General features: G+C 49.5%; 23 protein-coding genes. 14 read left to right on the top strand and 9 right to left on the bottom strand.

Going from position 1 to position 24,188, the window contains the following annotated elements; genetic code table 11:
• Positions 1–556 precede the first annotated feature (556 nt).
• The 6 genes from H6G00_RS19140 (at position 557) to H6G00_RS19115 (ending at position 7,610) form a co-directional block, all read left to right on the top strand.
• Positions 557–2,956, top strand: coding sequence for a ribonuclease R family protein (locus tag H6G00_RS19140; protein ID WP_190797954.1), 2,400 nt, complete (start codon positions 557–559; stop codon positions 2,954–2,956).
• A gap of 41 nt (positions 2,957–2,997) precedes the next feature.
• Entirely contained in the window at positions 2,998–3,651 is a 654-nt protein-coding gene (locus H6G00_RS19135) for a UbiX family flavin prenyltransferase (protein ID WP_190797953.1), read from the top strand.
• A gap of 170 nt (positions 3,652–3,821) precedes the next feature.
• Positions 3,822–4,724, top strand: a complete 903-nt coding sequence (locus H6G00_RS19130; protein ID WP_190797952.1) for a hypothetical protein — start codon at positions 3,822–3,824, stop codon at positions 4,722–4,724.
• Between the two features lie 82 nt (positions 4,725–4,806).
• On the top strand, positions 4,807–5,409 hold the full coding sequence (locus H6G00_RS19125; RefSeq protein ID WP_190644685.1) for a shikimate kinase: 603 nt from the start codon (positions 4,807–4,809) through the stop codon (positions 5,407–5,409).
• 84 nt (positions 5,410–5,493) lie between these two features.
• Complete coding sequence (gene argB, locus H6G00_RS19120) at positions 5,494–6,399, top strand: acetylglutamate kinase (protein WP_190644686.1); 906 nt, start codon at positions 5,494–5,496, stop codon at positions 6,397–6,399.
• Positions 6,400–6,581: 182 nt separating this feature from the next.
• Positions 6,582–7,610, top strand: coding sequence for an alpha/beta fold hydrolase (locus tag H6G00_RS19115; RefSeq protein ID WP_190797951.1), 1,029 nt, complete (start codon positions 6,582–6,584; stop codon positions 7,608–7,610).
• A gap of 27 nt (positions 7,611–7,637) precedes the next feature.
• Here H6G00_RS19115 and H6G00_RS19110 read toward each other — a convergent pair whose 3' ends face one another.
• The gene (locus H6G00_RS19110; protein ID WP_190797950.1) at positions 7,638–8,042 is read right to left on the bottom strand and encodes a hypothetical protein; all 405 of its coding nucleotides are present in this window, start codon (positions 8,040–8,042) and stop codon (positions 7,638–7,640) included.
• Positions 8,043–8,341: 299 nt separating this feature from the next.
• Between H6G00_RS19110 and H6G00_RS19105 the strand changes: the two genes are divergently transcribed.
• Positions 8,342–8,869 carry a hypothetical protein gene (locus H6G00_RS19105; protein ID WP_190689191.1) on the top strand — a complete coding sequence of 176 codons (528 nt, stop codon included), beginning with the start codon at positions 8,342–8,344 and terminating at the stop codon, positions 8,867–8,869.
• 39 nt (positions 8,870–8,908) lie between these two features.
• The gene (locus H6G00_RS19100; protein ID WP_190797949.1) at positions 8,909–10,222 is read left to right on the top strand and encodes a metallopeptidase TldD-related protein; all 1,314 of its coding nucleotides are present in this window, start codon (positions 8,909–8,911) and stop codon (positions 10,220–10,222) included.
• 104 nt (positions 10,223–10,326) lie between these two features.
• Here the strand turns inward: H6G00_RS19100 and H6G00_RS19095 are convergent, their stop codons facing one another.
• Both H6G00_RS19095 and H6G00_RS19090 read right to left on the bottom strand, forming a co-directional pair.
• A complete protein-coding gene (locus tag H6G00_RS19095) occupies positions 10,327–10,734 on the bottom strand; it encodes a DUF1257 domain-containing protein (protein ID WP_190644691.1) in 408 nt (135 codons plus the stop codon).
• Positions 10,735–10,778: 44 nt separating this feature from the next.
• Positions 10,779–12,398 carry an AAA family ATPase gene (locus tag H6G00_RS19090; RefSeq protein ID WP_190797948.1) on the bottom strand — a complete coding sequence of 540 codons (1,620 nt, stop codon included), beginning with the start codon at positions 12,396–12,398 and terminating at the stop codon, positions 10,779–10,781.
• 77 nt (positions 12,399–12,475) lie between these two features.
• Between H6G00_RS19090 and H6G00_RS19085 the strand changes: the two genes are divergently transcribed.
• Positions 12,476–13,156 (top strand): ABC transporter permease, encoded by a 681-nt coding sequence (locus H6G00_RS19085; protein ID WP_190644693.1) that lies wholly within the window; start codon positions 12,476–12,478, stop codon positions 13,154–13,156.
• Between the two features lie 75 nt (positions 13,157–13,231).
• Here the strand turns inward: H6G00_RS19085 and H6G00_RS19080 are convergent, their stop codons facing one another.
• Entirely contained in the window at positions 13,232–13,873 is a 642-nt protein-coding gene (locus H6G00_RS19080) for an ABC transporter permease subunit (RefSeq protein WP_190644694.1), read from the bottom strand.
• Positions 13,874–13,899: 26 nt separating this feature from the next.
• A complete protein-coding gene (locus H6G00_RS19075) occupies positions 13,900–14,118 on the bottom strand; it encodes a hypothetical protein (RefSeq protein ID WP_190797947.1) in 219 nt (72 codons plus the stop codon).
• A gap of 306 nt (positions 14,119–14,424) precedes the next feature.
• Here H6G00_RS19075 and H6G00_RS19070 point away from each other — a divergent pair, with 306 nt between their 5' ends.
• Positions 14,425–14,898, top strand: a complete 474-nt coding sequence (locus tag H6G00_RS19070; protein WP_190797946.1) for a phycobilisome protein — start codon at positions 14,425–14,427, stop codon at positions 14,896–14,898.
• An 80-nt stretch (positions 14,899–14,978) separates the two neighbouring features.
• Positions 14,979–15,704: a phycobilisome rod-core linker polypeptide gene (locus H6G00_RS19065; RefSeq protein ID WP_190797945.1), complete on the top strand. Its 726-nt coding sequence runs from the start codon at positions 14,979–14,981 to the stop codon at positions 15,702–15,704.
• Between the two features lie 70 nt (positions 15,705–15,774).
• On the opposite strand, the gene H6G00_RS19060 is transcribed toward H6G00_RS19065, so the two are convergent.
• Positions 15,775–16,614 carry an alpha/beta hydrolase gene (locus tag H6G00_RS19060; protein ID WP_190797944.1) on the bottom strand — a complete coding sequence of 280 codons (840 nt, stop codon included), beginning with the start codon at positions 16,612–16,614 and terminating at the stop codon, positions 15,775–15,777.
• Position 16,615: 1 nt separating this feature from the next.
• Positions 16,616–17,335 carry a lysophospholipid acyltransferase family protein gene (locus H6G00_RS19055; protein ID WP_190689214.1) on the bottom strand — a complete coding sequence of 240 codons (720 nt, stop codon included), beginning with the start codon at positions 17,333–17,335 and terminating at the stop codon, positions 16,616–16,618.
• 580 nt (positions 17,336–17,915) lie between these two features.
• On the opposite strand from H6G00_RS19055, the gene metG reads away from it, so the two are divergent.
• The 3 genes from metG (at position 17,916) to lptC (ending at position 21,386) form a co-directional block, all read left to right on the top strand.
• Positions 17,916–19,508 carry a methionine--tRNA ligase gene (gene metG / locus H6G00_RS19050; protein ID WP_190797943.1) on the top strand — a complete coding sequence of 531 codons (1,593 nt, stop codon included), beginning with the start codon at positions 17,916–17,918 and terminating at the stop codon, positions 19,506–19,508.
• Between the two features lie 110 nt (positions 19,509–19,618).
• Positions 19,619–20,224 (top strand): NYN domain-containing protein, encoded by a 606-nt coding sequence (locus H6G00_RS19045; protein WP_190644701.1) that lies wholly within the window; start codon positions 19,619–19,621, stop codon positions 20,222–20,224.
• Positions 20,225–20,228: 4 nt separating this feature from the next.
• The gene (gene lptC, locus H6G00_RS19040; RefSeq protein ID WP_190797942.1) at positions 20,229–21,386 is read left to right on the top strand and encodes an LPS export ABC transporter periplasmic protein LptC; all 1,158 of its coding nucleotides are present in this window, start codon (positions 20,229–20,231) and stop codon (positions 21,384–21,386) included.
• A gap of 9 nt (positions 21,387–21,395) precedes the next feature.
• Here the strand turns inward: lptC and tsaB are convergent, their stop codons facing one another.
• Positions 21,396–22,058 carry a tRNA (adenosine(37)-N6)-threonylcarbamoyltransferase complex dimerization subunit type 1 TsaB gene (tsaB, locus tag H6G00_RS19035; RefSeq protein ID WP_242042366.1) on the bottom strand — a complete coding sequence of 221 codons (663 nt, stop codon included), beginning with the start codon at positions 22,056–22,058 and terminating at the stop codon, positions 21,396–21,398.
• A gap of 86 nt (positions 22,059–22,144) precedes the next feature.
• Complete coding sequence (locus H6G00_RS19030) at positions 22,145–24,058, bottom strand: serine/threonine-protein kinase (RefSeq protein ID WP_190797940.1); 1,914 nt, start codon at positions 24,056–24,058, stop codon at positions 22,145–22,147.
• Between the last annotated feature and the right edge of the window lie 130 nt (positions 24,059–24,188).

The following is a 24,188-nucleotide window of genomic DNA, read 5'->3' as shown; positions in this document are numbered from 1 at the left end:
GGTCAATCGGCTATGCGAGGCGCACTCTAATTAGAACTCCAAGATAGATATATTATGAATCTAAGTAAATTTTTCGGCAGGATTTGACAGCTTCGCGCTAATTACGAAATATAAATACAGTGTACAGAGTGCAAATTAGCCGAAATTTTTTGCACTTCTCCAACTTAGTTGACCTAATTCGGTGTTAGCTACCGTTGTTCCCCCTTAGCTGCACTGTCGCCCACTCATTGCTGTCACTGATGTCATTGCTCCCATTTTCAGATTGCGGAGCTAAAGCATTTTCAGCAGACTGATGGAACGAACGATGCAATCGCTTTTCGGGTCATTGTTTGATTTTCATGCCCTGATTGCAAGGAAAGCTGCAACAGCGGTGAGAAGGTTGGCTACGCAGAAGCAGGACTTTGAGCTGCTTGATACTGCGATCGCCAGGTTCAGATTGGGCTCGTGAGAGCATTAAAGAGGGCAATGAGCTTACTCAAGACAGGCTCGTGGCTCACTCAGACAGCAAAAGAACAAGGTCAAAACACCAAACTTACAGAGAAGGATCAATCGCTGCATGGAATTTTCGATCGCGTCGCTGCTGGCAAACTTTACGGATGACAAACTAGTAGCCCCCAAAGCTTTAGAAAAAAAGCTCAATTGTGAGGATGATGCCAGTATCCGTAAGCTACAAATTGCCCTGGATGCTTTGGAGAAGATCGGCATTTTACTGAAGGAGCGAGGCAAATACCGCCGCGTATTTGAAGAAGATGTCGTTGAGGGCAAGCTGCGCTGCTCTAGTAAAGGTTTTTGCTTTGCCATTCAAGACAAAGAAGGGGCTGAGGATATCTACGTTCGCGAGAGCCAACTGAATACAGCCTGGAATGGCGATCGCGTCCTAGTCAAAGTGACTAAGGAAGGTAGTCGCAGACGCAGCCCTGAAGGAGAGGTCCGGTTGATTTTAGAGCGGGCTAACTCTTCAGTATTGGCAAGGGTTAAACAGGCAGACAGCAGCTATCGCGCTGTTCCCTTGGATGATCGACTGCTGTTTGAGCTTGACCTTAAATCGAATGGCGGCAAACTGGAAGATGCGGTTGATCAGCTGGTTCACGTTGAAATTTTGCGCTACCCTCTGGGGCAACTGCCGCCCCTTGGCAGAGTTGCTCAGATCTTAGGAAGTGATGCTCAGGCGGCTTCTGATATTGACATTGTTTGCTGCAAACATGACTTGCCGCGTAGCTTTTCTGAAACGGTGATAGAAGCGGCTAAAGCCCTGCCAACCAAGCTGCGTAAAGGCGATTTAAAGAAGCGGCTAGACCTACGTAGCTTGCCTGCAATTACCATTGATGGACCAAGTTCACCCTCCGGACCGGCAATTGATGATGCTTTGACCTTGGAGAAACTCGATGGCGATCGCTGGCGCATTGGCGTTCACATTGCTGATGTCGCTTTCTATGTAGAACCTCAGTCGCCGCTAGATGTAGAAGCTCAGCGGCGAGGCACGTCGGTTTATCTAGGCGAAACCGTGTTGCCAATGTTTCCAGAGCAAATTCGCCGCTGCTGTGCTCTAGCACCGAATCAGGACCGCCTCACGATTTCGGTATTGCTGACAGTGGATCAGACCGGACAATTGCTCGAATTTGAAATCCAGCCCAGCGCTATTCAAATTCACCATCAGCTGAACTACCAGCAAGTTCAGGCGATTTTGCAGCGTAACCAATCTCCTGAAACAGATCCAACCTTGAGCTATCCGCTGCCCTCTCTGGAGGAGCTACAGGAGTTTACGCCCGTTTTTGAACTGCTAGATCAACTGTTTGCTCTGAGTCAAGCCATTCGAGAGCAGCGACGGCAGCGGGGCGCATTTGAGCTAAACCTGCCCGAAAAAATCTTTCCGAATGAAAGCAACCCAGAACTCGGCAAATACCTTTCGCCCAAGTTTCAGTATGACGACGAGGGAGCGTTGGGGGCAATGGTGGTTTCGTCCCTACTGCCAGCCCGTTCTATCGTTACGGAACTGATGATTCTGGCAAATCAGGTAGTTGCGTCTCACCTTCAGGCACTCCAGGTGCCAGGAATTTATCGAGTTCACCGTACCCCTGACCCTGCTGATGTGCAGGAATTGCTGAAGTTGGTAGGCAATATGGGTATCGACACTCACCTGGAAGAAGAGGATGCGGTACATCCACGTGACTATCAACGGTTGCTGCGGGAGTTTGCTGAATCGAGAGCAGAGAAAGTATTGACCTACCTGCTGCTGTCTACATTTAAGCCTGCAATTTATAGCACTACGCCGGGAAATCATTTTGGATTGGCGCTAGAGCAGGGCTATACGCACTTCACATCGCCGATGCGCCGCTATCCCGACTTGCTGGTGCACCGGGTGCTGAACGCGGTGTTTGAATTTGGGCGCGATCGCCGTTCAACTCGCTCTAAAGAATCCGTGGATCTCCGCAGCAGCTCTTGTCACGGGCAGATCACCTGGAATGTGCTGCCGCCCGAAATTCAAAGTGAGCTAGAGGAACATTTCTCTGCGGTTGCGGTGCATCTGAGTGAGCGAGAAAAGCTGGCCCAGGAAGCCGAAGCTGACCTGGAAGGGCTGAAAAAAGCCGAATTTATGCAGGAGCACACCGGGGAAGTGTTCCACGGTCTAATTACTGGAGTGCAGTCCTACGGCTTTTTTGTGGAAATTGAGGAACTGCTAGTCGAAGGACTAGTACACGTCAGTTCCCTTAAGGATGACTGGTATGAGTACCGTTCTCGTCAGCAAAAGCTGGTCGGGCGCAAAAACCGCAAGCAGTACCGACTGGGCGATCGCGTTGAAGTTCAAGTCAAGAGCGTGGACTACTATCGTCAGCAGATTGACCTAGTGGCGGTCGGTGGCGGCAGTGAAGCCACCGATGACGATGTAGATGATGTTTCACCCCTTGAGCCGGAGCTAGAGCCAGAAAACGAGCAACCGTCAGAGGCTTATGATTAAAAACAGGGGTATTCCCTGGTGTCATTGCTCTGTGTAATTGCGTGTCTCTAACTTCACCTGCAACATCGACTTCAAACAAACCGCTAATTTTAGGAATTACTGGAGCCTCTGGATTAATCTATGCCGTTCGTGCCCTGAAATATTTGCTGGAGGCAGACTACTCGGTTGAGTTAGTTGCCTCCAAATCGACCTACATGGTTTGGCAAGCTGAGCAAAATGTGCGAATGCCTTTAGAAGGTGTTCAGCAAGAGCAGTTTTGGCGATCGCAAGCCCAGGTTGAAACGGGCGGCAAACTGCACTGTCATCCCTGGGGCGACGTTGGTGCAAACATTGCCAGTGGTTCATTCCGCACCCTGGGTATGGTGATTATGCCCTGTAGCATGAGTACCATTGGCAAACTAGCTGCAGGACTCAGTTCTGACCTGTTAGAACGGGCGGCAGATGTGCAGCTTAAAGAAGGGCGCAAACTGGTGCTGGTGCCCCGCGAAACACCATTTAGCCTGATTCATCTGCGAAACCTAACCACTCTGGCAGAATCCGGAGCTAGAATCGTTCCTGCCATTCCTGCCTGGTATCACAATCCTCAAACCATTGAGGACTTAGTCGATTTTGTTGTAGCTAGAGCGCTCGATCAGTTAGACATCAATTGTGTACCAATCAAGCGCTGGGAAGGACACTTGGGAGATGAAGCGTAGATGTAGAGGAGCGATTCCTCCAAAGGGGGAATCGCTTCGCATCGCTCCCCTTCCTCCTTCCCTTGATGCAACGGTTGCGCCATCAATCCTATACTGAGGATTGTGAATACCTACCGTCTACTGCCCGCTGTCCGATTATTCACAGTCGATCGCCCACTGGAGGATAAGCCGTGCCAGTAATTCGCCTTGCGCTGCTGCTTGCCATCCTGGGAGGGTTAACGCTATTTGCTCTGCAAAACTGGTCACCTGCGGTGCCGCTGGTGATTTTGGGAGTGCAGACGCAGGCATTTCCGTTGGCAGCGTGGATGGTAGGGGCGATCGCTGCTGGAGCCTTCACTACACTGGTTATCGCAGCACTATTTGGAATTTCTAGTACTTTTTCTGCCCCGCGCACTCGCCGTCCTACTGCCCCACGCGAAACCAGCCGTTCTACTTCAGCCGATGAATCGTGGGACAAAGGCTGGGCTGAATCGCAGAATTCGTCTTATTCAACTGCTGCTACAGCAGGGGCAGCTTCCACTAACACAACCACCAGCTACACCCAGTCAGCATCGCCTAAACCTAAGTCAGGCTTTGACTTTAGCAATGATTGGGAAAATGTTGGTGCTCCTGTAGAAGAGTGGGAAGACTGGCAGGATTATGAGGAACCTGTAGATACGCCACCTGCTCAGGCAAGTCCTCAAGCGAGTTCATCCTATTCGAGTTCGTCCTACAATTCCCAAACCTATATTCAGGAGCCAGAGGAACGGGAAGAGTGGGAGGACTGGGAAGAGGAGCCGGATGCGCCTCCCCCAAGTCCTGTTCAGCCGCAGCAAACGGACTATGAGGTGCGCCGAGATCCCAAAACTAGCTACCAGTCGGGTTCGGTCTATTCCTACAGCTATCGAGAGCCGAGTGACTCTGGCGTGGGTAAAACCGAATCGGTGTATGACGCAGACTACCGGGTAATCATTCCGCCCGCGCGATCGCTCGATGAACTGGATAATGAACCCGCTTCCCAGCAAGACTCAGACGAGGAAGATTGGGATTTTGAGGACGATTTTGAAGATGAAGGCGATCGCCCCCGTCGTTAATCCCTAATGCCCACAAAAGCGACCTGTAATCTTGCCATAATCTCGATAAACTAAATCTTAAGAATTTGCTGTGGCAGGAACAATGGCAGGATCTTCATACGAAATTAACCCACTCAGCGATGTGACCGAGAAGCATCTGTTGAAGGGGGTCAACCTCTATCTGGTTGGCATGATGGGGGCAGGCAAGACAACCATCGGACGCATTTTGGCAAAACGGTTGAAGTATCGCTTTTTTGATACCGATGCCATGATTGAGCAGTTAACTGGAAAGTCAGTGTCGGAAGTCTTTGCAGAGTCAGGCGAAGAAGCATTTCGACGGATTGAAACGCAGGTATTGTCAGAATTATCGGCTTACACAAGACTGGCGATCGCTACCGGAGGCGGCATTGTGCTTCAGCGGCAAAACTGGAGCTACTTGCATCACGGCATTGTGGTTTGGCTAGACGTGCCCATCGACCAGCTTTACCTGCGGCTCAAGGGCAACACGACCCGCCCACTGCTGCAAACTCCCGACCCGATGCAAAAGCTGCAAACCCTCCTGGAACAGCGACAGCACCTCTATGCTCAGGCTGACGTGCGTGTCAGAATCAATGGCAGCGCTCCGCCTAGCTATGTCGCCAGTCGAGTTTTGGAAGAAATAGACAAAACAATCAAACCGAGCGATCGCCGTTCACCTAAAAGTTAAATCCGACAAAGTTAAATCTGACATTGTTGAGTGTGGCAACCTCCTCTAAACTGCATTCAACCCCTCTACAAAATTCAATTGCCGATGATCAGCGAAGACTATCTCGATAGTGAATACATCCAAAAAGCCGAAGCAACTCGTGTCCGAGTCCTGAGTGAAGCCCTGCCCTACATTCAGCAGTTTGCCGGACGCACTGTAGTGGTCAAGTATGGCGGCGCAGCAATGAAAGACAGCATGCTCAAAGCCAAAGTGATGCGAGATATTGTGTTTCTGGCTTGCGTCGGCTTGCGTCCTGTTGTGGTTCACGGTGGCGGACCCGAAATCAACTCTTGGTTGGGCAAATTAGGCATTGAGCCGCAATTTAAGAATGGGTTGCGGGTAACGGATGCTGCCACAATGGATGTGGTGGAAATGGTGCTGGTCGGTCGAGTCAACAAAGAAATTGTGTCCCTGATCAACCAGGCAGGAGGCTCTGCGATCGGGCTGTGTGGCAAGGATGCCAATCTGATTAAGGCACGTCCCCAAAATGACGCAGGAATCGGTTTTGTAGGGGATGTCAGCAGCATTGATGCCAGCGTCCTGGAATCCTTGGTGAATTCTGGCTACATTCCGATTGTCTCTAGTGTGGCAGCGGATGATACGGGACAGGCTTACAACATTAATGCTGACACCGTGGCAGGTGAACTGGCGGCAGCACTGGGTGCAGAGAAGCTGATTTTATTAACTGACACACCTGGAATTTTGCAGGACTATCACGATCCGTCTAGCCTGATTGCCAAACTGGATATTCAACAAGCTCGTCAGTTAATTGAATCTGGAGTAGTGTCAGGCGGAATGATACCTAAAGTGAATTGCTGTGTGCGATCGCTCGCTCAAGGAGTCCGAGCGGCCCACATCATCGACGGACGCATTCCCCACGCTCTGTTGCTAGAAATCTTTACTGACGCTGGAATTGGCTCCATGCTAGTTGCATCAGAATTTATGTCTTGAGCCTCCTCCGACAAGGCTAGAGAGAATCGCCCGAAACGGCTAAAGACGTTCCATTAGAACCTTCATACAATGATGGAGGTTTAATTTATAACATTTCCCAAGTTGTGCATCACGTTCACGACTGGCGAGTGTGACCAAAACGGCAATTCATCACCTCTACCCCTCTCTTCCTCAACTTCCCTATGCCCAGCTACTCTGCTATCACCTCAGCTGTAGTCCGTGACATCAAAGCCCGTGAAGATGCATTGCCCGTCCGCAATGAAGCCTGTCGCTCTCGCTTTTATTTTCAACCTGCGCCTGCTGCCAAAACTTGTCTGTTTTTTCATGGCTTTACGGCTGGCCCGTATCAGTTTGTACCAATGGCAGAATCGCTATTTCGGGCTGGGTACAATGTGCTGATTCCACGAATGCCGGGACACGGGTTAGCGGGTGACTGGGGTAAAGATAATCCGCCACCGCTGCCCACTAAAGCCGAAGATTACCAAAAGTTTGCCTTACAGTGGCTCCAACTCGCGCAAACATTAGGGGGACAGGTGGTAGTTGGCGGCTTGTCGGGCGGTGGTACGTTAGCGGGTTGGCTTGCCGTGGAGCGTCCTCACGTGATTTCCCGCACCATTTTGTACGCTGCATTCCTCAGCAGCAGTAGCAAAGTAATTGATCTGTTTGTTCGCAATCTTGACGCTTATAACGAGTGGGTGAATCCCAAGCCTGAGGCAGTGCGCTATGGCTATAACGGATTCATGATTCCAGCGCTTCGGGTGTTTCTATTGATGGGAACGGATGTTTTGAAGCGATCGCGTCGAGGTCCGATCGCCCCCACGTTTGCAATTTCTAGTGAAAGTGATATTGCAGTGGGCAATCATGATCACCGATCGCTATTTGAGTCAGGCGTTAAATATCAGCCCAAATGCTGGTATCAGCGATTTGACCGGATTTTGGATATTCCTCACACGATGTTGACGCTTGAGGAAGGCAACAATTACCAGGATCTCCTGATTGCAATGACTAAAGCCTACGTCGAGAGCGACCTGACCTGGGCAGAAGTGGAGGACATTGGCTATTGCATGACTCGCGGCAAAACGTTTGACATAGCCGTGTCGGAGCTTAACCTGGCACAAAAAGTCTCACGCGATATGCCTGCCATGATGACCATGGTAGACAAAAGGGCGATCGCCATGTCCCGGGGTCCTCGCTCTAGGGGCGATCGCTAACGTTCTATCTTGATCGGCTCTACGCTGCTAACGTATCCGAATCGTTCTAGTGTTAACCCGGTCAGAGTTGATGATGACTGGATTGATCAATGTCGAGTCGATGATCGTTGAGTCAACAATGACCGGATTCCTTAGCGTCGAGCCGCTAGAAGAGCAGTTTACCAGCCCTGAAGTAGGACGCTCGTTAATTGGAGTCACGCCGTAATAGGGATAGCAGTAGCGTTCTGTGCGAAGGATAGTCGTCCGAGACGAGTAGTCATCGTAGATTACAGAAGGTCTAACTCGAATCGTGCCATTCCCGCGAATGATAACTGTGTCGGCCACTGCGGAGGAGGCATCAATAGTGAAGACAGCAGCACCCAGCGCTAGAGTACTGAGAGTTAGCAAGGGCTTATGCCAACTAGAGCGGAACGGATTAAGAGCTTGGAGCATTGGTCTACCTCAAGAGTCCATCAACAAAAAACGATCCTTCAATATTCCGTTCCCAAGCTTGACTTGGGAATGCCTTTAAAGCTTCTCTGCCATTTGGTTCCTGGAGGCAGAGCTTCTCACCCTCCATTTCAAAACGAAGCCTTGAAACGAGTTTTTGCATCGGGTAGAGTTCGCCCTAATTTCAATCTTAGGTTTTAGATTGGCAACTGCCTGCCTCAACCTAAAATCCGTTGCCCTTTAAAATTGAAGTAGCGATCGCATTGACTCGATCCTTGACCGAATTCTTGACTGAGTAAATCGTGAGTTCAGAAAACCTAGAAGCTGCAAAGGTGCAGTACCAGACGGGCAAAGCGGCCTTCGAGCGAGGGGCATACCGCCAGTCGGTTCAATGTTTAGAGAAAGCTGCCAGCCTGGTAGCGCGAAACACCGCCTTTGGTGGGGAGGTGCTGGTCTGGCTAATCACTGCCTACGAGGCCGCAGGACAGCGCCAAGAGGCGATCGCCCTTTGTGAAACGGTCAGCCGCCATCCCGACTATGAAACCCGTAAGCAAGGCAAGCGCCTGCTCTACATTCTCAAAGCCCCCCTACTCAAGACCCGTCCCGAATGGCTGAGCGAAATTCCTGACCTGGCAGCCCTAGACGAGTCTGAAGGCAACAAAGGCGGCACAAGCTATCCCACTCCTGCCAAACGTCCATCTCGTCCGCGCCCTCAACCTGACCCCGAACCGATTGATCTGAGCCAGGTCAACACCAAAGATAATGCTTTCATTTGGGTGGCGCTAGCGGCGATCGCCCTCACTATAGGGAGCCTGCTTTGGTTTAGTTAAGATCTGAATACTTCCCTTGCCCATTACCCCCCGAACATTGTGAGCGATTCTACCTTAGAGCAAATTTTGAAATTGGCTGCCCCACGAACTGAGTCGGCAGAAGTGTATTACCTGTCTAGCCAAGACACGCCAATTGAGTTTGAGAATAATCGGCTGAAAGCACTGCAAACCAAAGCCTTAAAAGGTGTAGCACTGCGGGTAATTTGCAATGGCAGGTTGGGGTTTGCTAGCTCAACTGACCTGACTCGCCTCGAAGATTTGGTCGATGCGGCGGTGCAAACGGCAGAAATTGGCAGTGTGGCTGAGTTTGACTTTGCTGATGAACTGCATAGTCAGAATGGTGCGGGTGATGCGGGCTATGTGCCGCCTGCGACTCAGGAACTGGTGGAAGCGGGCGATCGCCTGATCCAATCGGTTCACGATTACAATTCAGAGATTCTCGTAGACGTCGGTTTTCACGTCCGCTCCGGGCAAGCAAAAATCGCTACCAGCAAGGGCGTGTATGCAGAGCGGGCTAGCCAGACGACCAGCGCCAGCATTTCAGGAAATTTAGTGCGCGGTGAAGACTTTCTTCAGGCATACAGCTACGATGTGGGGCGCGATCGCATCCCTGACTATGACCGCATTCTGGCAGAACTGCTGCAGAAATATCGCTGGGCAGAGCAAAATGCCAACATTACCAGCGGCTCTTTCCCGGTGCTGTTTACCCCCAGAGCAGCAGCCAGTTCGCTAGGTGGCTTATTTGAAACGGTGCTTTCGGGTCAGGTTGTGGCACAAAAGGCTTCACCGCTAGCCGATAAAGTTGGCGAGACGCTGTTTGACAAGCGCCTGACCGTGTTTGAAGATCCCACGATCGGCGTTTCTGCCTGTGCGTTTGATGATGAAGGTACGCCGACTCGCCGCAAAGCTTACATTGATCAGGGCACGGTCAAAGGATTTTACTGGGATCGTCGCTGGGCGGCCCGGACTGAAACGGAGCCGACTGGCAATGGCTTTCGGGGTGGATTGTCGCGCCCCGGACCTGATATGGTGAATTTCTGCGTTGCTCCGGGTGGCACTTCTACCGAAGACTTGATTGCCAGCATGGATGAAGGACTGATTGTCGATCAGGTTTTGGGTGCAGGACAGTCAAACCAGCTTGCTGGAGAGTTTTCGGTCAACCTGGACTTGGGCTACAAGGTGGAAAAGGGCAAAATTGTCGGTCGGGTCAAAAATACGATGGTCGCAGGTAATATTTTTGAAGCCTTCCAACACCTGGCTGACCTAGGAAGTACTCCAGAGTGGGTCGGCGGAGGGGCTTACCTGCCAAGTATGCTGTTCCAGCAGCTAGGAGTAGCTGCTCGACAAGGTTAGAGCCGTTTGAGGCGGGGTACGACGGGGAGGGGCGAAGCATTCGGCCGCAAAATTTTGATGATTGCAGCACATCTTTACTGAATGCGTTGCCCCTACGAAATCTCCTACACCCATTTTCCAACCACTACTCGAATCGTGCCGTCTTCTAGAATTTCCTCTTCTTCAATGGTGAAACCTTGCGTGGGAGCAGTTGCTATGAGGGTGTGATAGCCATAGCGTTGGGTTAACTGGTTGAGCCACTGTTGCGAATATTTGGAGCGATCGTATTCAGAAATGATTGCTTCAAAGGTGCCGTCAGCTTGACGCTGGAAACCAATGTCGTTGCTAAGCGGACCAATGTAGCGTCGTCGAACAATTATTTCAGCCGCTTGTGGACGAATATCGCCCCGATAGCCATAAAGATGCTCGGCAGTGTCAAACACTTCAACCTGCCCTAAACCCATATCTGCTAAAGCTTTGATCAGTGCATTTTGATCCTTGAGCTGAGTTTTGATGCAGGTGAAGTGTGACATAGCGAAAAGAGGAATGAAGAACTAAAACTCAGTTCCAAAATAGCTCAATCGACTTCCAAAGATTGAATTCCTTGCTGTAAGGTATATCGCTTCAATTCTTCGGTAAGCTGCACATCTTTAGAGGCTGTTCTGGCTCCAGCTTCAGCAGCCCAGCGTTTGAGTGCTTCGATTTGGTGATGGGCGATCGCCGCTAGAGGCACCGTTTCCTCGATCGCCATAATAATGTCTTCTGTGGTGAAGTCCTGTCGCTGTCCAGGTTTACCCTGACCAAATGCCCGATGCATTCCGTCAATCACCACCTGTTCGATTTCTGCACCACTAAAGTTTTTGGTTTGCCGAGCTAGCAGGCTCAAATCAAATTCTCGCAGCCGATTGGGACGAAGTCGCTGCAAATGCACCTTAAAAATTTCCTCACGCTCTGGCTCAGTTGGCAGATTCAGAAAGAAAATTTCGTCGAATCGCCCCTTTCGCAGCAGTTCGGCAGGCAAAATCTGCACATTGTTTGCCGTGGCAACAATAAAAACAGGAGCCGTTTTCTCTTGCATCCAGGTAATCAGGCCACCAAAGACGCGACGGCTAGTGCCAGAGTCTCCATCTGCACCGCTGGTAATGTTGCCAAAGGCTTTGTCGATTTCGTCGATCCAGAGAACACAGGGGGCGATCGCCTCTGCAAGCTGAATCATCTGTCTCGTCCGGTTCTCACTTTCGCCTACGATACCGCCAAACAGCCGTCCAGAGTCCAACCGCAGCAGGGGTAAGCGCCATTCGTGGGCGATTGTTTTGGCAGAGAGCGACTTGCCCGTACCCTGAATGCCAACCAATAGCACACCTTTGGGGTTAGGAATGCCGAACCGCCGAGCCTCTTCAGTAAACACCCCCTGTCGCATCCGTACCCAAAGCTTTAGATTTTCTAGCCCGCCGACACTTTTGAGCGAATCCTGAGTTGTAAAAAATTCCAAAATCTCAGTTTGACGAATGGCTTGCTTTTTTTCCTCCAGCACATGCACGATGTCCGTCTCATTCACCTGCTCTTTTGCAGCAATAGCCTTTGCCAAAATCCGCTGAATTTTAGTTCGGCTCAAACCCAGACAAGCTTTTACAAGCTGCTCTTTGGACAAACCTGAAATCTTTAGGTTTTCGGGCGCTATTCCTTGTGAAATAAGGTAATCAATTTCCTGGGCAGTGGGCAATGGAAAATCAATTACAGTGATTTCTTGCACTAGCTCAGGCGGCAAAGCTAGCGTATGGCTGAGTAAAACAATGGTTTTACGGTTGCGCTTTAGCTCTCGCGCTAGATTTTTTAGCGCTCGTACAATGGGCGCACTTTTTTCACTGATTGAGCTATTTAGAAATGGATGCAGATCTCGCAGCACAAAGATCGCGACTTCTTCGACATCTGCCTTGCCAATTCGACTTAGCGCACCCATGAGCGAACCCTTGTCTGAGTCGCTGTCCTCCCAACCGCGCACAATATCCCACAGCAACAGCTTTCGCGCTGGCTGAGCCTGAACCGCAACCTGACGCAAAACTGCCTCAACGGGTTCTTCTTCGGCAGCCACGATGTAGAGTAAAGGGTAGCGTGCCCGAATCAGCAAATCTAGCTGCTCGACCAAATCTTGGTGAGGACTGTAGGAATTGAAATCCGAACGCTGAGAATGAGTCATTGAACATTGATGCCTAGAATTTAGGATTGCCTAGAATTTAGCCACTGGACAGCGCCAACCTATCCTAGCTTCTACCCATGAGCTACATCCTCAAAAACCCTGGAATCGTTTGGAATCTGGTGCTACAGCATCTCCAGATGACGAGTTTGACGCTGGTTATTGCCGTGGCGATCGCCCTCCCCTTAGCGCTGCTGATCACCCGCTATCGCTGGCTAAACGTGCCAGTTCTGGGAGTGCTGGGGATTCTCTACACGGTTCCCAGTTTGGCACTGATTATTCTGCTGGTGCCGATTTTTGGACTGGACGCACAGTCAGTCATTGCGGCAATGGTGATCTACACACAGGTGATTCTGGTAAGAAATCTGGCAGTCGGGCTGCAATCGATTAAGCCAGCCATTTTAGAAGCAGCCAGAGGCATGGGAATGAGTCTTTGGCAGCGCTGGTGGCGAGTTCAGGTACCGCTGATTTTGCCCATCTTCTTGGCGGGGCTGCGAATTGCAGCGATCGTAGCGATCGCCATTGCCACCATTGGCGCAAAGTTTGGTGCAGGCGGGTTAGGCACTCTGCTGTTTGACGGAATCAACCAGGCAGGACGCTACGACAAAATTTGGGCAGGGGCGATCGCCGTCTCCCTACTCGCCTTCATCATCAATGGTGCATTGCTAGCCCTAGAATGGGCAGCAAATCCCGGTAGACGCATTCAACAAACTACTCGTGCTCAAAAGAGACAGTTAGATAAATTGCCCAATCCGAGCTAGAGATCCTTCAGGCGAGCACTTGCTGATAAAGGCTGATATTTTTTGTTCAAATCGCATCTTTGCTTGTGATTCAGCTCAACCCGTAGGTGGCTGTAGAAATCTTTGCAATGTTCCTAACCCGATTTCAGCTAATAGTGCCAGAAGCGCAACTGGGATCGCTCCAACCAACAAAACAGAATTGTCGTAAAGGGCAAATCCTAAGACAATGAAACTTCCTAGCCCACCTGCTCCAATAAAAGCAGCTAGCGTAGCACTGGCAATTACTTCAACAGTTGCCGTCTTGATCCCAGCGATGATCACGGGCAACGCCAGCGGAATCTCGACCAGGCGAAGTACCTGTCCCGGAGCCATTCCCATGCCGTAAGCAGCTTCTCGGATCATCGGGTCAATATTGCGAAAAGCGACATCGGTGCTAATTAAGATGGGGGGCATGACTAGCAGGGTAAGGGCGATCGCCGCTGACTGAAAACTCAGCCCAAAATAGGGAATTGCCAGAAATAGAATCGCCAGACTGGGGATGACCCGCAGCGCATTAAAGCCATTGATCAGAACCGTGGACGCTGAACGCGATCGCGCGCTCCACAACCCCAGCGGCAAACCCACAATCAGTCCAATCGCCAGCGGCACCAGCACCAGCAAAAAGTGTTGTCTCAGTGCAGTAACTAACTCGCCTACGTTGGTAGCGGCATATTCGTAAGCCTGAGCAAACACTTCCACGGTTGCGCTCCCTCTACATCGACCAACTACACTAACCAGCCTGTTTCGTCATTGTCATGGCGCTGCTGATGCACCTGAGCTGACCGTTGCAGTATCTTACCCACGTTGTTAGACTGCTGGTCACACCAGAGCCGAATGGCAGACTCAATCGCTTGATTGCGATCGCCCGTCAACCGATCTAACCGCTCTAAAAGCTCAGCCTCTATTTTGATCACAACCTGCTGCTTGCCTGAATCGGAATGCATTCTAAAACCTGATCGCTCTACCAAATCGCTCTACCGGCACGTCCATCACTTTATCCTATGGCAAAGACCCGTATTAAGAATCGCATCAACTTGTTTAGAAACACATCAATTTATAGCAATGCCTTTCTCTCCAGGGCAGTCTAGAAAATAAGCAACAGAATTATCACGATCCGCCTAAATTTAAACCTCTTATCTAGCTAATCCCCTAAACTTAGAGTCGCTTTAACTAGCCACCTTTCCCGCATTTGCAGGTAGGGTCTTTAGCCCTCAGTTTGGATCACACTCTTCACTTGATCTCAGCTTGTTATGCATACTCTCAATCGAATTTTGGAGCAAAAAGTTTTAGAGGCAGATGGTAGCTACCTTGATGCTCAAGGGCTTCAACCCCTAGAGCACTATCTTCAAAGCTATACAACTCGCCTGGAAACTTATCAGTACTTACGTGACCAAAACCAAAAGCTGGTTTTACAAGCACTGCGAAAACTAGCCCAAGTTTATCCGGAACTGATTCAGAAACATGGGCAGCGCTGTCAATACGACATGACAGAAGTTCTTCGTTATGTTGCTCTATCAATCTTACGGGACGATGAAATTTTCTTCAAAGAGCAGATGATGTCCTGGTTGGACACCATTCTCGTGGCCCACAAGAAAAATGCTCAATGTATGGTGGCCTATCGTTACCTTCAAGAAGCGATTCACACTAACTTACCCGCTATAAGCAGTAGCTTGGTTCGCCCCTACCTGGAGAGCGTCATTACCTCTCTCCAATCTCACGCTTAAATTTACGCTTTCCTAACTACACCTGCGATCTTCAGCCATTCCATTCAACCCTAAACGCAATCAATGGAGCGGTCTTTCGCATGGAAAATGTTACCCCAGTTACAGTTAGTCGCCATTCTCCAGTTGAAGAACGGCAATCTGCGCTGCATCAGATTTATCAACAAGTTCTCGAACGACAGCCCTACAGTTTCGAGCGAAGAAGTCTGGCGCAAGCAGAGAAAAACTTTCTCACCGATAAGATTGGAGTACGACGATTTCTTAAAGAATTAGGTCAGTCTGAAGCTTATCTCAAAGCGTTTTATTTTAATTGCTCCAACCTAAAATTCCTGGATTGGTGCTTTAAGCATTTCATGGGCCGCGCACCGTTTGACCATACGGAGATTGAACTTTATAGCAACATCTTGCTAAAGCAAGGAGTAAAACAAGTCATTATGGCCCTGCTCGATTCGGAAGAATATCGCAAGGCGTTTGGCTGTTTTACCGTTCCCTATCCCCGGCAGCAAAAGCAGTACGAATCTCCTAAGGCATATCTGGAGTCGAGTCTGCTGAATCATGAATATTTTGGGCAACGGGGCTGGGTTGTACCAACGCTTTACTGGCGACAGTTGGGGCTAAATTGTGACGCTGGAGTATGCCGCCACCCAGAAGCTGATGAGTTACATATACCCGTTTCCCAAACTGCGGAAATGCTACAAGCAGAGCTACTATCACTGCTACGAAAAATGGATGTTGCTCAAGCGAAACAGATTATTGGCTCTCTGTCACCCCAACAGCGAGAACTACTGCAGCGATCGCTGCGGTCTTAGGACTAATCGCTATAGCCACGCCAATCAAAAGAGACAGGGGCAGAACTTTCCACTGCCCCATTTGCAAAAGCTACGAAGGGGCTGTGGACAGTACAGCCGTAGAGCCTTCTGGACTCATAGAACGGCTGTCCTCCATAAAATTGCGGTCTTGCATCAGTTGATACAAATTGATGTCTGACTCCAACAGACAGGCATGACCGCTATTAGGCAAAATCAGAACCCTCGCATTGGGCAGGTGTTGCGCCAATAGCTGTACCTCTGAGGCAGAAGGCAGAAGGCGATCGCGCCGACTGCCAATCAGCAAAACAGGCTGTTTTAGCTGCTTTAACTGATTGGCAGTAACCCTGAACTCGCGCAAGAGTGACAGCCGCCAAATAGATGCCTGCTGGGGAACTGATAGCATTGCTTCGATTAGGGCACGGCGATCGCCTGCCTCAATTTGCCCTAACGATGACAGAAAAGGCAACAATCCATAGCAGGACAACTCATATAGAGGCTCTGGCAGCCATTGAGTAACTAGCGATCCCCATTGCATCCAGGGGCGACGGGCAAAAGAAGAGGCAGGGTTAACTAGAATAAGTCGATGAAACAATTGGGGCGATCGCAACGCTACTTTCATTGCCAGACAGCCGCCAAACGATTCTCCACAGAGGTAAATTGGGCGGTGATGCTCTCCTTCCAATTCCGTCCGAATTAGTGCCAAAACCTGTTCGGCAAGCTGATCCCAGCCTGTCATGTCGGTTGGGGGAATTGCCAAACAGCGAATATCAAAAGTAGGTTCCAAGCCTTCGGTCTGCACACGCAGCAGTTCACCCGTGCCATCTAAACCGGGAAGGAAAACAAACAAAGGCGCTTCAGGTTTAGTTTTGCGAGGAGTGCGGAAATAAACCTGACGAGGAATTGCTGACATGTTAATAACCCTGGCTTAACAAGCTGCTGATTTCTGAATGGCAATGAGCGGTTAAGTCTGCGACGACTGTTCTTGCCTGCTTTCCCTGATAACTCTGGCGCTGAGACGCTGTAATCCACAAAGGTCGTCCCACCAAAATATGTACCCGCTGGTAAACCACCATCGGGTGCCAACCGTCCTGGTCAAATAGCGGTTCGGATGGGTCAAACCAGCTCAAAAGCTTGAGTGGAACTGCAGAATTGGTACTTTCCTCGTAAGAGGCGATCGCCACTGGCAAAACCGCCAGCTCTTGAATTGGGGCACGTAAAGCTAAATGAGCAAAGCCACGATGAAACTCCCCTAACTTTTCTGCTGCTGTGACCTGAATCATCGGCTGTGCCCCTTCTGGAAACACACCTACAGCCTGTTTAGTTTGCAAAAGTCGGGTCGCCTGATCAAAAAACGCCTGTTGACGCTGTTGGGGTGCATCTAAAGGGAAACAGCCCATTCGCGTCACCACCTCGCGCATCAGAGGTACTTGCCCCATGTAGTGGTGACAGGCAAACCGAATCGGGCGATTAATCGCCGCCATCAGCAGTGGCGCATCCATAAAGCTGCGATGATTGCTCACAACTAGAATCGCACTACTCTGCGGAACCCGATCTTGGTGATATGCAAACAGCCGGGTTCCTAGGACAGTAAGCAGTTGGCGGGAGATGAACAGAGGATCATGCAGCAACATACGTAACCATCAAAACTATCCTGCTAACTCGTCGCTGGCGAAACATGGAATCAACTACCATGTCCACGAATTCAGTAGCTTGAGGAGGCTAAGACGGAGAAAAAAGCAACTTTGACTTTCAACCTCAACACAGAAGCACTAGAATTAGTACGAGCTTAATATTAATTTACACTATCAAATTAACCTCTAGCCCTAGAGACCGATAGATTCTCAAGCTCTTGCTCTAGTCCTCTGGAATGATTTTCATTCGTTTTTAAATTGCTCATACCCTTCCACAACCTCTCGTCCTATTTTGAGCAATATTAGTCCTCGTTGACTCTAATTTGAGCAATATCTGAGCATCCGGTTACCGTGACTGAGTTAACTTAAGATTTTTTGCATTATTTTGAGTAAAGTTTACGCATAAAATGAGAATGTTTACACTCCAACTATCACATTGAATTACGTGCTACTCCTAGTGTCAGTTCAATGCGTCTAAGCTGGAAGAGCTAAGGTAAACATAAGCGATACAGCATCCGTGTACTAGTTTTCTTTGTTTAATAGCTGATGACGGCTTTTAGGAGTACGGTTTAAGATTTCCATGAGTTCTACCGCTACGGGCAATCATACTTTTTCAATAACTACACCGATTTACTATGTAAATGATGTACCTCACATTGGCAGTGCTTACACCACGATTGCAGCCGATGTGATTACTCGTTTTCATCGTCTTCAAGGAATTCCTGCCCTGATGATCACGGGTACGGATGAGCATGGACAAAAGATTCAACGTACTGCCGAAGCATTAGGGCGATCGCCCCAAGACCATTGCGACTTGATTGCAGGTAGCTTTCAAGACCTCTGGAAGCTGTTAAACATCCAGCCCGATCGATTTATTCGCACAACCTCACCCCGCCACGAGGCGATTGTGCGAGAGTTTTTTGATCGCGTCTGGCAGAATGGCGATATTTACATGGGACAGCAGCAGGGCTGGTATTGCGTTTCTTGTGAAGAATTCAAGGAAGAGCGAGATCTTTTAGAGGGGCACCGCTGTTCGATTCACACCAACAAGGAAGCGGAATGGCGCGATGAGCAGAATTATTTCTTCCGTCTATCTAAATATCAGGGTCCATTAGAGGCGCTTTACCAACAGCAGTCTGATTTCATTCAGCCTGAGAGTCGTCGCAATGAGGTGCTGAGCTTTGTAGAACGTGGTCTTCAGGATTTCTCAATTTCCCGAGTCAGCGTGGATTGGGGTTTCCCGGTGCCCGTTGACCCCAAGCACACGATCTATGTCTGGTTTGATGCGCTGCTAGCCTACATTACGGCTCTGCTTGAGCCCGACGATGAGCCGACGCTAGACAACGCCTTGTCTCGCTGGTGGCCAATGAATCTGCACCTGATTGGCAAAGACATTTTGCGGTTTCATGCGGTTTACTGGCCGGCTATGTTAATGTCGGCAGGGGTATCTATCCCAAGACAAGTTTTTGGTCACGGTTTTTTGACCAAGGACGGGCAGAAGATGGGTAAAACGCTGGGAAACACGCTTGACCCGGTAGAGTTGACCAACCGTTATGGCTCCGATGCCGTTCGATACTATTTCCTTAAGGAAATTGAATTTGGGCGGGATGGTGACTTCAACGAAACTCGATTTATCAATATCCTCAACGCTGATTTAGCCAATGATTTGGGCAATCTGCTCAATCGCACCCTAAAGATGGCGCAGAAATATTGCGATCGCCGCGTTCCCAACGTTTCTGCTGAAGATATCTCTATCGAAGACATCCTCAAGTCGAAGGGTTTAGCTCTTGGTAATCAGGTCATTCAGGCGTATCAGTCTTTAGCATTTAGCCGTGCTTGCGACAGCATCCTAGCTCTAGTTCGAGCTAGCAACAAATACGTAGATGAGCAAGCCCCCTGGACGCTTTACAAAAAGGGGGATCAGGCTGCGGTCGAACGGGTGCTGTACAGCGTTTTAGAGTCCGTTAGGCTGGCGGCTTATTTGCTGTCGCCCATTATTCCTGACATCAGTACTGCAATCTACCAACAGCTCGGTTTTTCTGTTGACTTTAACAATCGGGATACAAATGCCCTTGTCCCGTTTACGATCCACACCGATTGGGGAACTCTACCAGCTAATCAGTTGCTCGGTGATCCCCAACCCATTTTTCAACGGCTTGAGCCTCCGCTTTAGATCCACTTTAGACCTGATTTCTGCTTTATATTAAGCGATCGCCCCTATCAGCCTAAATTCTTTCAGCTCTATAAACTATTCACTTTTTCATAAAATGAGGTCTTAAAACCATGTTTAATAATGTAGAAAATGACTCTGTTTTTACACCAGAGCAGGTATTAGAAAATCGCGGACGAGTAGCCATTTTCATCGATGGCTCGAATTTGTTTTATGCCGCCCTACAGTTGGGAATTGAGATTGATTACACTAAGCTGCTTTGCCGTTTGACGGCTGGCTCTCGGCTGTTGCGCTCTTTCTTTTACACCGGAGTCGATCGCACCAATGAAAAGCAGCAGGGTTTTCTGCTATGGATGCGCCGTAATGGTTATCGAGTAATTTCCAAGGATTTAGTACAACTACCCGATGGTTCAAAGAAGGCAAATTTGGACGTTGAAATCGCAGTAGACATGATGGCATTGGTTGGCGCTTATGACACAGCCATTCTCGTCAGCGGCGACGGTGATCTTGCCTATGCAGTTGATGCAGTCAGCTATCGCGGAGTACGCGTCGAAGTTGTTAGTCTTCGCTCGATGACTAGCGACAGTTTGATCAATGTTGCCGATCGCTACATCGATTTAGATAACATCAAAGAAGATATCCAGAAAACGCCCCGACAAAACTACACCTACCGTCCCCTCTCTAGCATCGGCATTACAGACGACCAGACTGAAGGTTAAAAGAATGCGTCTCAAACCATTGCCCTTGAGTCGGTCCGTAGCGTGGTCGCTTGTTGTTCTAATGCTGTTGGTCACCCTTCCTGGATGCAGGAGGGGCAATCGGGCATCTGAACAACTCGCAGAAGACAGTTCTGCGGTGCAAAACCTGGAAAGTAACCTGACGTTTAACAACATCACCCTAAACCAGGCAGACGACCAAGGGCAAACGCTCTGGAAGATTGAAGCGGATCAAGCGACTTACAGTCAGGATCAACAGGTTGCTAGAGTTGAAAACCCTGAGGGAGAGCTATTTCAAGACGGTAAAGCCGTTTTCCAAATCCGTGCCCAGAGCGGAGAAGTGCAGCAAGATGGGGAAAAAGTTGTTCTAAACGGACAAATTGTAGCCACAGATTTGCGGGATGGAATGGTGTTGCGGGGCAATCAGCTAGAGTGGCGTCCTGAGGAGGATCTGCTGGTTGTGCGAAACAATCTCAGTGCAACCCATCCTCAGCTTCGAGTTTCGGCGACAGAAGCGCGAGCCTACAGTCGGGATCGCCGAGTAGAGCTATTAGGCAAAGTGGTTGTGACCTCACGTGACCCAGCTTTGCGGCTCAATGCTGAGCATTTGACCTGGAGGCCACAAGACCAAAGGATTGTGAGCGATCGCCGCATTCAGGTTGAGCGTCTGAATGGCAATCGAGTCACGGATCGAGCAAACGCCGATCGAGCAGAAGTCAATCTCAAAACTAAAGTTGCCACCCTCAGGCAAAGAGCGAACCTGGCTCTGCAAGACCCTCCAGTCGTAGTCACCAGCAACCTACTGGTGTGGAATCTGCAGAACGAGACTCTAGTTTCCACCCAACCTGTTACAGTGCAGCAGCGTCAACAGCAGATCACTCTGACGGCTGACCAGGGACGCATGGACATCAACCGCAAAATCGTTTACCTGAATCGCAACGTCACAGCAGTCAGCCAGCGCAACCAGTCAGAACTGGATTCAGATAGCTTGACGTGGAATATGAACAACCAACAGGTTGTCGCTGAAGGGAACGTAACCTACAACCAGTCTAATCCACCGCTGAATTTGCGAGGTCCTAGAGCCGTTGGAAGGCTTCAGGACCGAACAGTTGTTGTGAGCGGTGGGCGAGTCGTTACAGAGATTATTCCTGGCAGTATTAATTGAGTTAGCTCATTAAGCAGAAACAGGATGCTGTCCATAAAATGGCAAGACGGTTGACCAGTCAGGACGCAATTCTTGTTGCCAGCCAAGGTGAGCTAACTCCAGCAAACTCATAGCAGTCATTCCTAAACCGCCTTCAGCTTGAATCAAGCGATAGGGACGTGTCCAGGTCTGTAACATCTGCTGCCATCTTTCCTCTGGCATAACGGTATCTGGCAAAAGCTCGACTAGTCCTACATCATTAATGCCATAGATGGCAACAAACAGCTCTCCTCGCTGGGCACGCATTTGTACAGCTATATCAGCCCTATTAGCTTGATCAATCAAAGCAGTAGAACTAGCTTCAACGCTGGCAGGGTTTAAACCAATCGTTTGCGATCGCCCATGCCACGCTACTGCTGCCAGAGATGAAATACCGAAGAGCGGAAGATTAAGCTGCTGTGCCAAAGTTCGAGCGGCAACGACACCAATTCGCGTTCCAGTGAAGCCGCCTGGACCTTTAGCAACAGCAATGTACTGTAGATCTGCCCAGGTTTGAGGTTGCATAAAGTCGATCAAATATTGATGTAGGTGACTGGAGAGCGATCGCCCCAAATCCCAATGCTGCGATCGCCCTTCTCCAGCAAAGTTGCTTAACGCCAACCCTAAATCAGAACTACTAGTATGAATCGCCAATCCATAGCTGCTCAACTGTTATTGCTCCCTTTCATGCTTAAACGGTAAGTGATAAATCAGAAGGAATTCTTCACCCCTCATCCTGCTTACCTATCCTCCTGCCAAATCTTTATTTTCCGATCCCAGCCGCCGCTGGCAAACATTCTTCCGTCCGAGCTAAAGGCGATCGCCGTCACATTTCCAGTATGTCCCTCAAGATCACATAACCGTTTTCCAGTTTCAACCTGCCAAATTCTTACTTTTTTACCGCTGCCGCTAACGAGGTGTGACCCATCAGGACTAAACGCAATGGAGCGAATGCCTGCACTACCAGAAGCTTCCTTAGAAAAGGTATTAAGAACTCCCCCTGTACCCAAATCCCAAAGTTTAATCGTATCCGCATAACAAGCAGCAAGTGTTTTCCTGTCTGGGTTGAAGGCGAGGGCGTAAACAATTTCTAAAAAGCCCTTTAGCGTAAGCAACAATTCTCCTGTATCAACTTCCCACAAATTAACCACATAGTCATATCCGACACTGGCAAGAATTTTTCCGTCAGGACTAAAGGCGATCGCTTTCACTCCATTGACCCAACCTACATGTCCTCTCAACGTGCGGATTTCCTTCCCTGTACGAAGATCCCAGAGTTTAATTGTGCAATCATCGCTACCACTAGCCAAAATTTGCCCATCAGGATGAATTGCAACAGTAGTTATAGCTCTGGAATGTCCAGCAAAAGTACGAATCTTAGGGCCAGTTTTTAAATCCCACTGCTTAATTGTGCAATCATAGCTACCGCTAATCAAAAACTGCCCTTTTGGGCTGAAGGCTACAGCGCTGACAAAATCCAGGTGTCCAGGTAATGTCAGTTTTGCTTGCCCAAGCTGGGGGTTCCACAGCCTCACATTTCTGTCCTGACCCACACTAGCTAACGTTTGCCCGTCGGGACTAAAAGCTAGCGCCAGAATTGGAGTGAAAACGCTCCGCTGCCCCTGTACCGTGTAAGTACATTGCCAGATGGAAGCTGCGGGAGCGGGCGAGGTTTGCTCAACTTCACGCAATGGTGCAGCGATAGAAGCAGACTTTGCTTTTTGTAGCGTTTTTGCCTGTTCCACTAGTTGAAGTGACGATACCGTATGCGAGGACTCAGCCACATACAAATCTTGAAGAATTTGGTCGGGAGCCTGGTAGCGTTTGTTGGTTGCCCGCTCTAGCATTTTGTCGAGAATTTGACCGAGGCGATCGCTCACTGGGTAACTCAAATAATCTCGCCAAATCCAAGCATCATCTCCGACACTCAGCAAATCAAACAAGTGCATTCCGGTCAGCAGGTGCACACACACAACCCCCAAGCTGTAAAGATCACTTGAATATCCGGCTTTGCCAACCGTCTGCTCTGGTGACGCATATCCGGCACTGCCAATCATGGTGCCAGTTCTAGCCAGGGCAGTTTCTGAGGCGCGTTTAGCAGCACCAAAATCAACCAGCACCAATTGTTGATCGACCCTACGCCGAATCATATTTTCAGGTTTAATGTCTCGATGAATGACCTGATGATTGTGGACAAACTTCAGTACAGGCAGAATCGCAATCAAAAGCTGGCGAATCTGAGCTTCATCAAAGCAGCCCACTTCCAACAACTCTTCGGACAAATTGCGTCCATCTACAAATTCCTGAACCAGATATTGAGATTGCTCCTGTTCAAAGTAAGCAATCAGCGCTGGAATCTGAGCATGTTTGCCCAACTCATCCAAGCGGCAAGCCTCTTGACGAAATAACTCTGCCGCCTTGTCACTATCGCGCAGGTGGGGCGTTTGTGGAAAAAACTGCTTAATCACATAGCGCTGATCCGTTGGGTCTTGCTCATCTGTGACTAAAAAAGTTCTGCCAAAGCCGCCCTGCCCAATGGGTTTCAATGCTCGGTAGCGATCGCCCACTAGCAGTTTCGAGCCACAACTCTGACAATACTTCGCCTCAGTAGGGCTATAAGGCTTTTGGCAAGCAGGATTGAAACAGTAACTCATGCAAAAGAGTGGCAACGAAAGCGGTGTAGGCAAAAAAAACACCTACTTTCATCATGAACAACTTTCATAACTTGTGCAGTTCCATCTCCGTCTAAATACTGCAAGTCCTACAAAACCATCCAAAGACTGC

The organism is Leptolyngbya sp. FACHB-541 (genome assembly GCF_014695875.1).
Taxonomy (GTDB): Bacteria; Cyanobacteriota; Cyanobacteriia; order Elainellales; family Elainellaceae; genus JAAUTN01.
The sequence above is the reverse complement of the archived record's forward strand: the minus strand, read 5'-3'. Positions and strand labels throughout refer to the sequence as shown.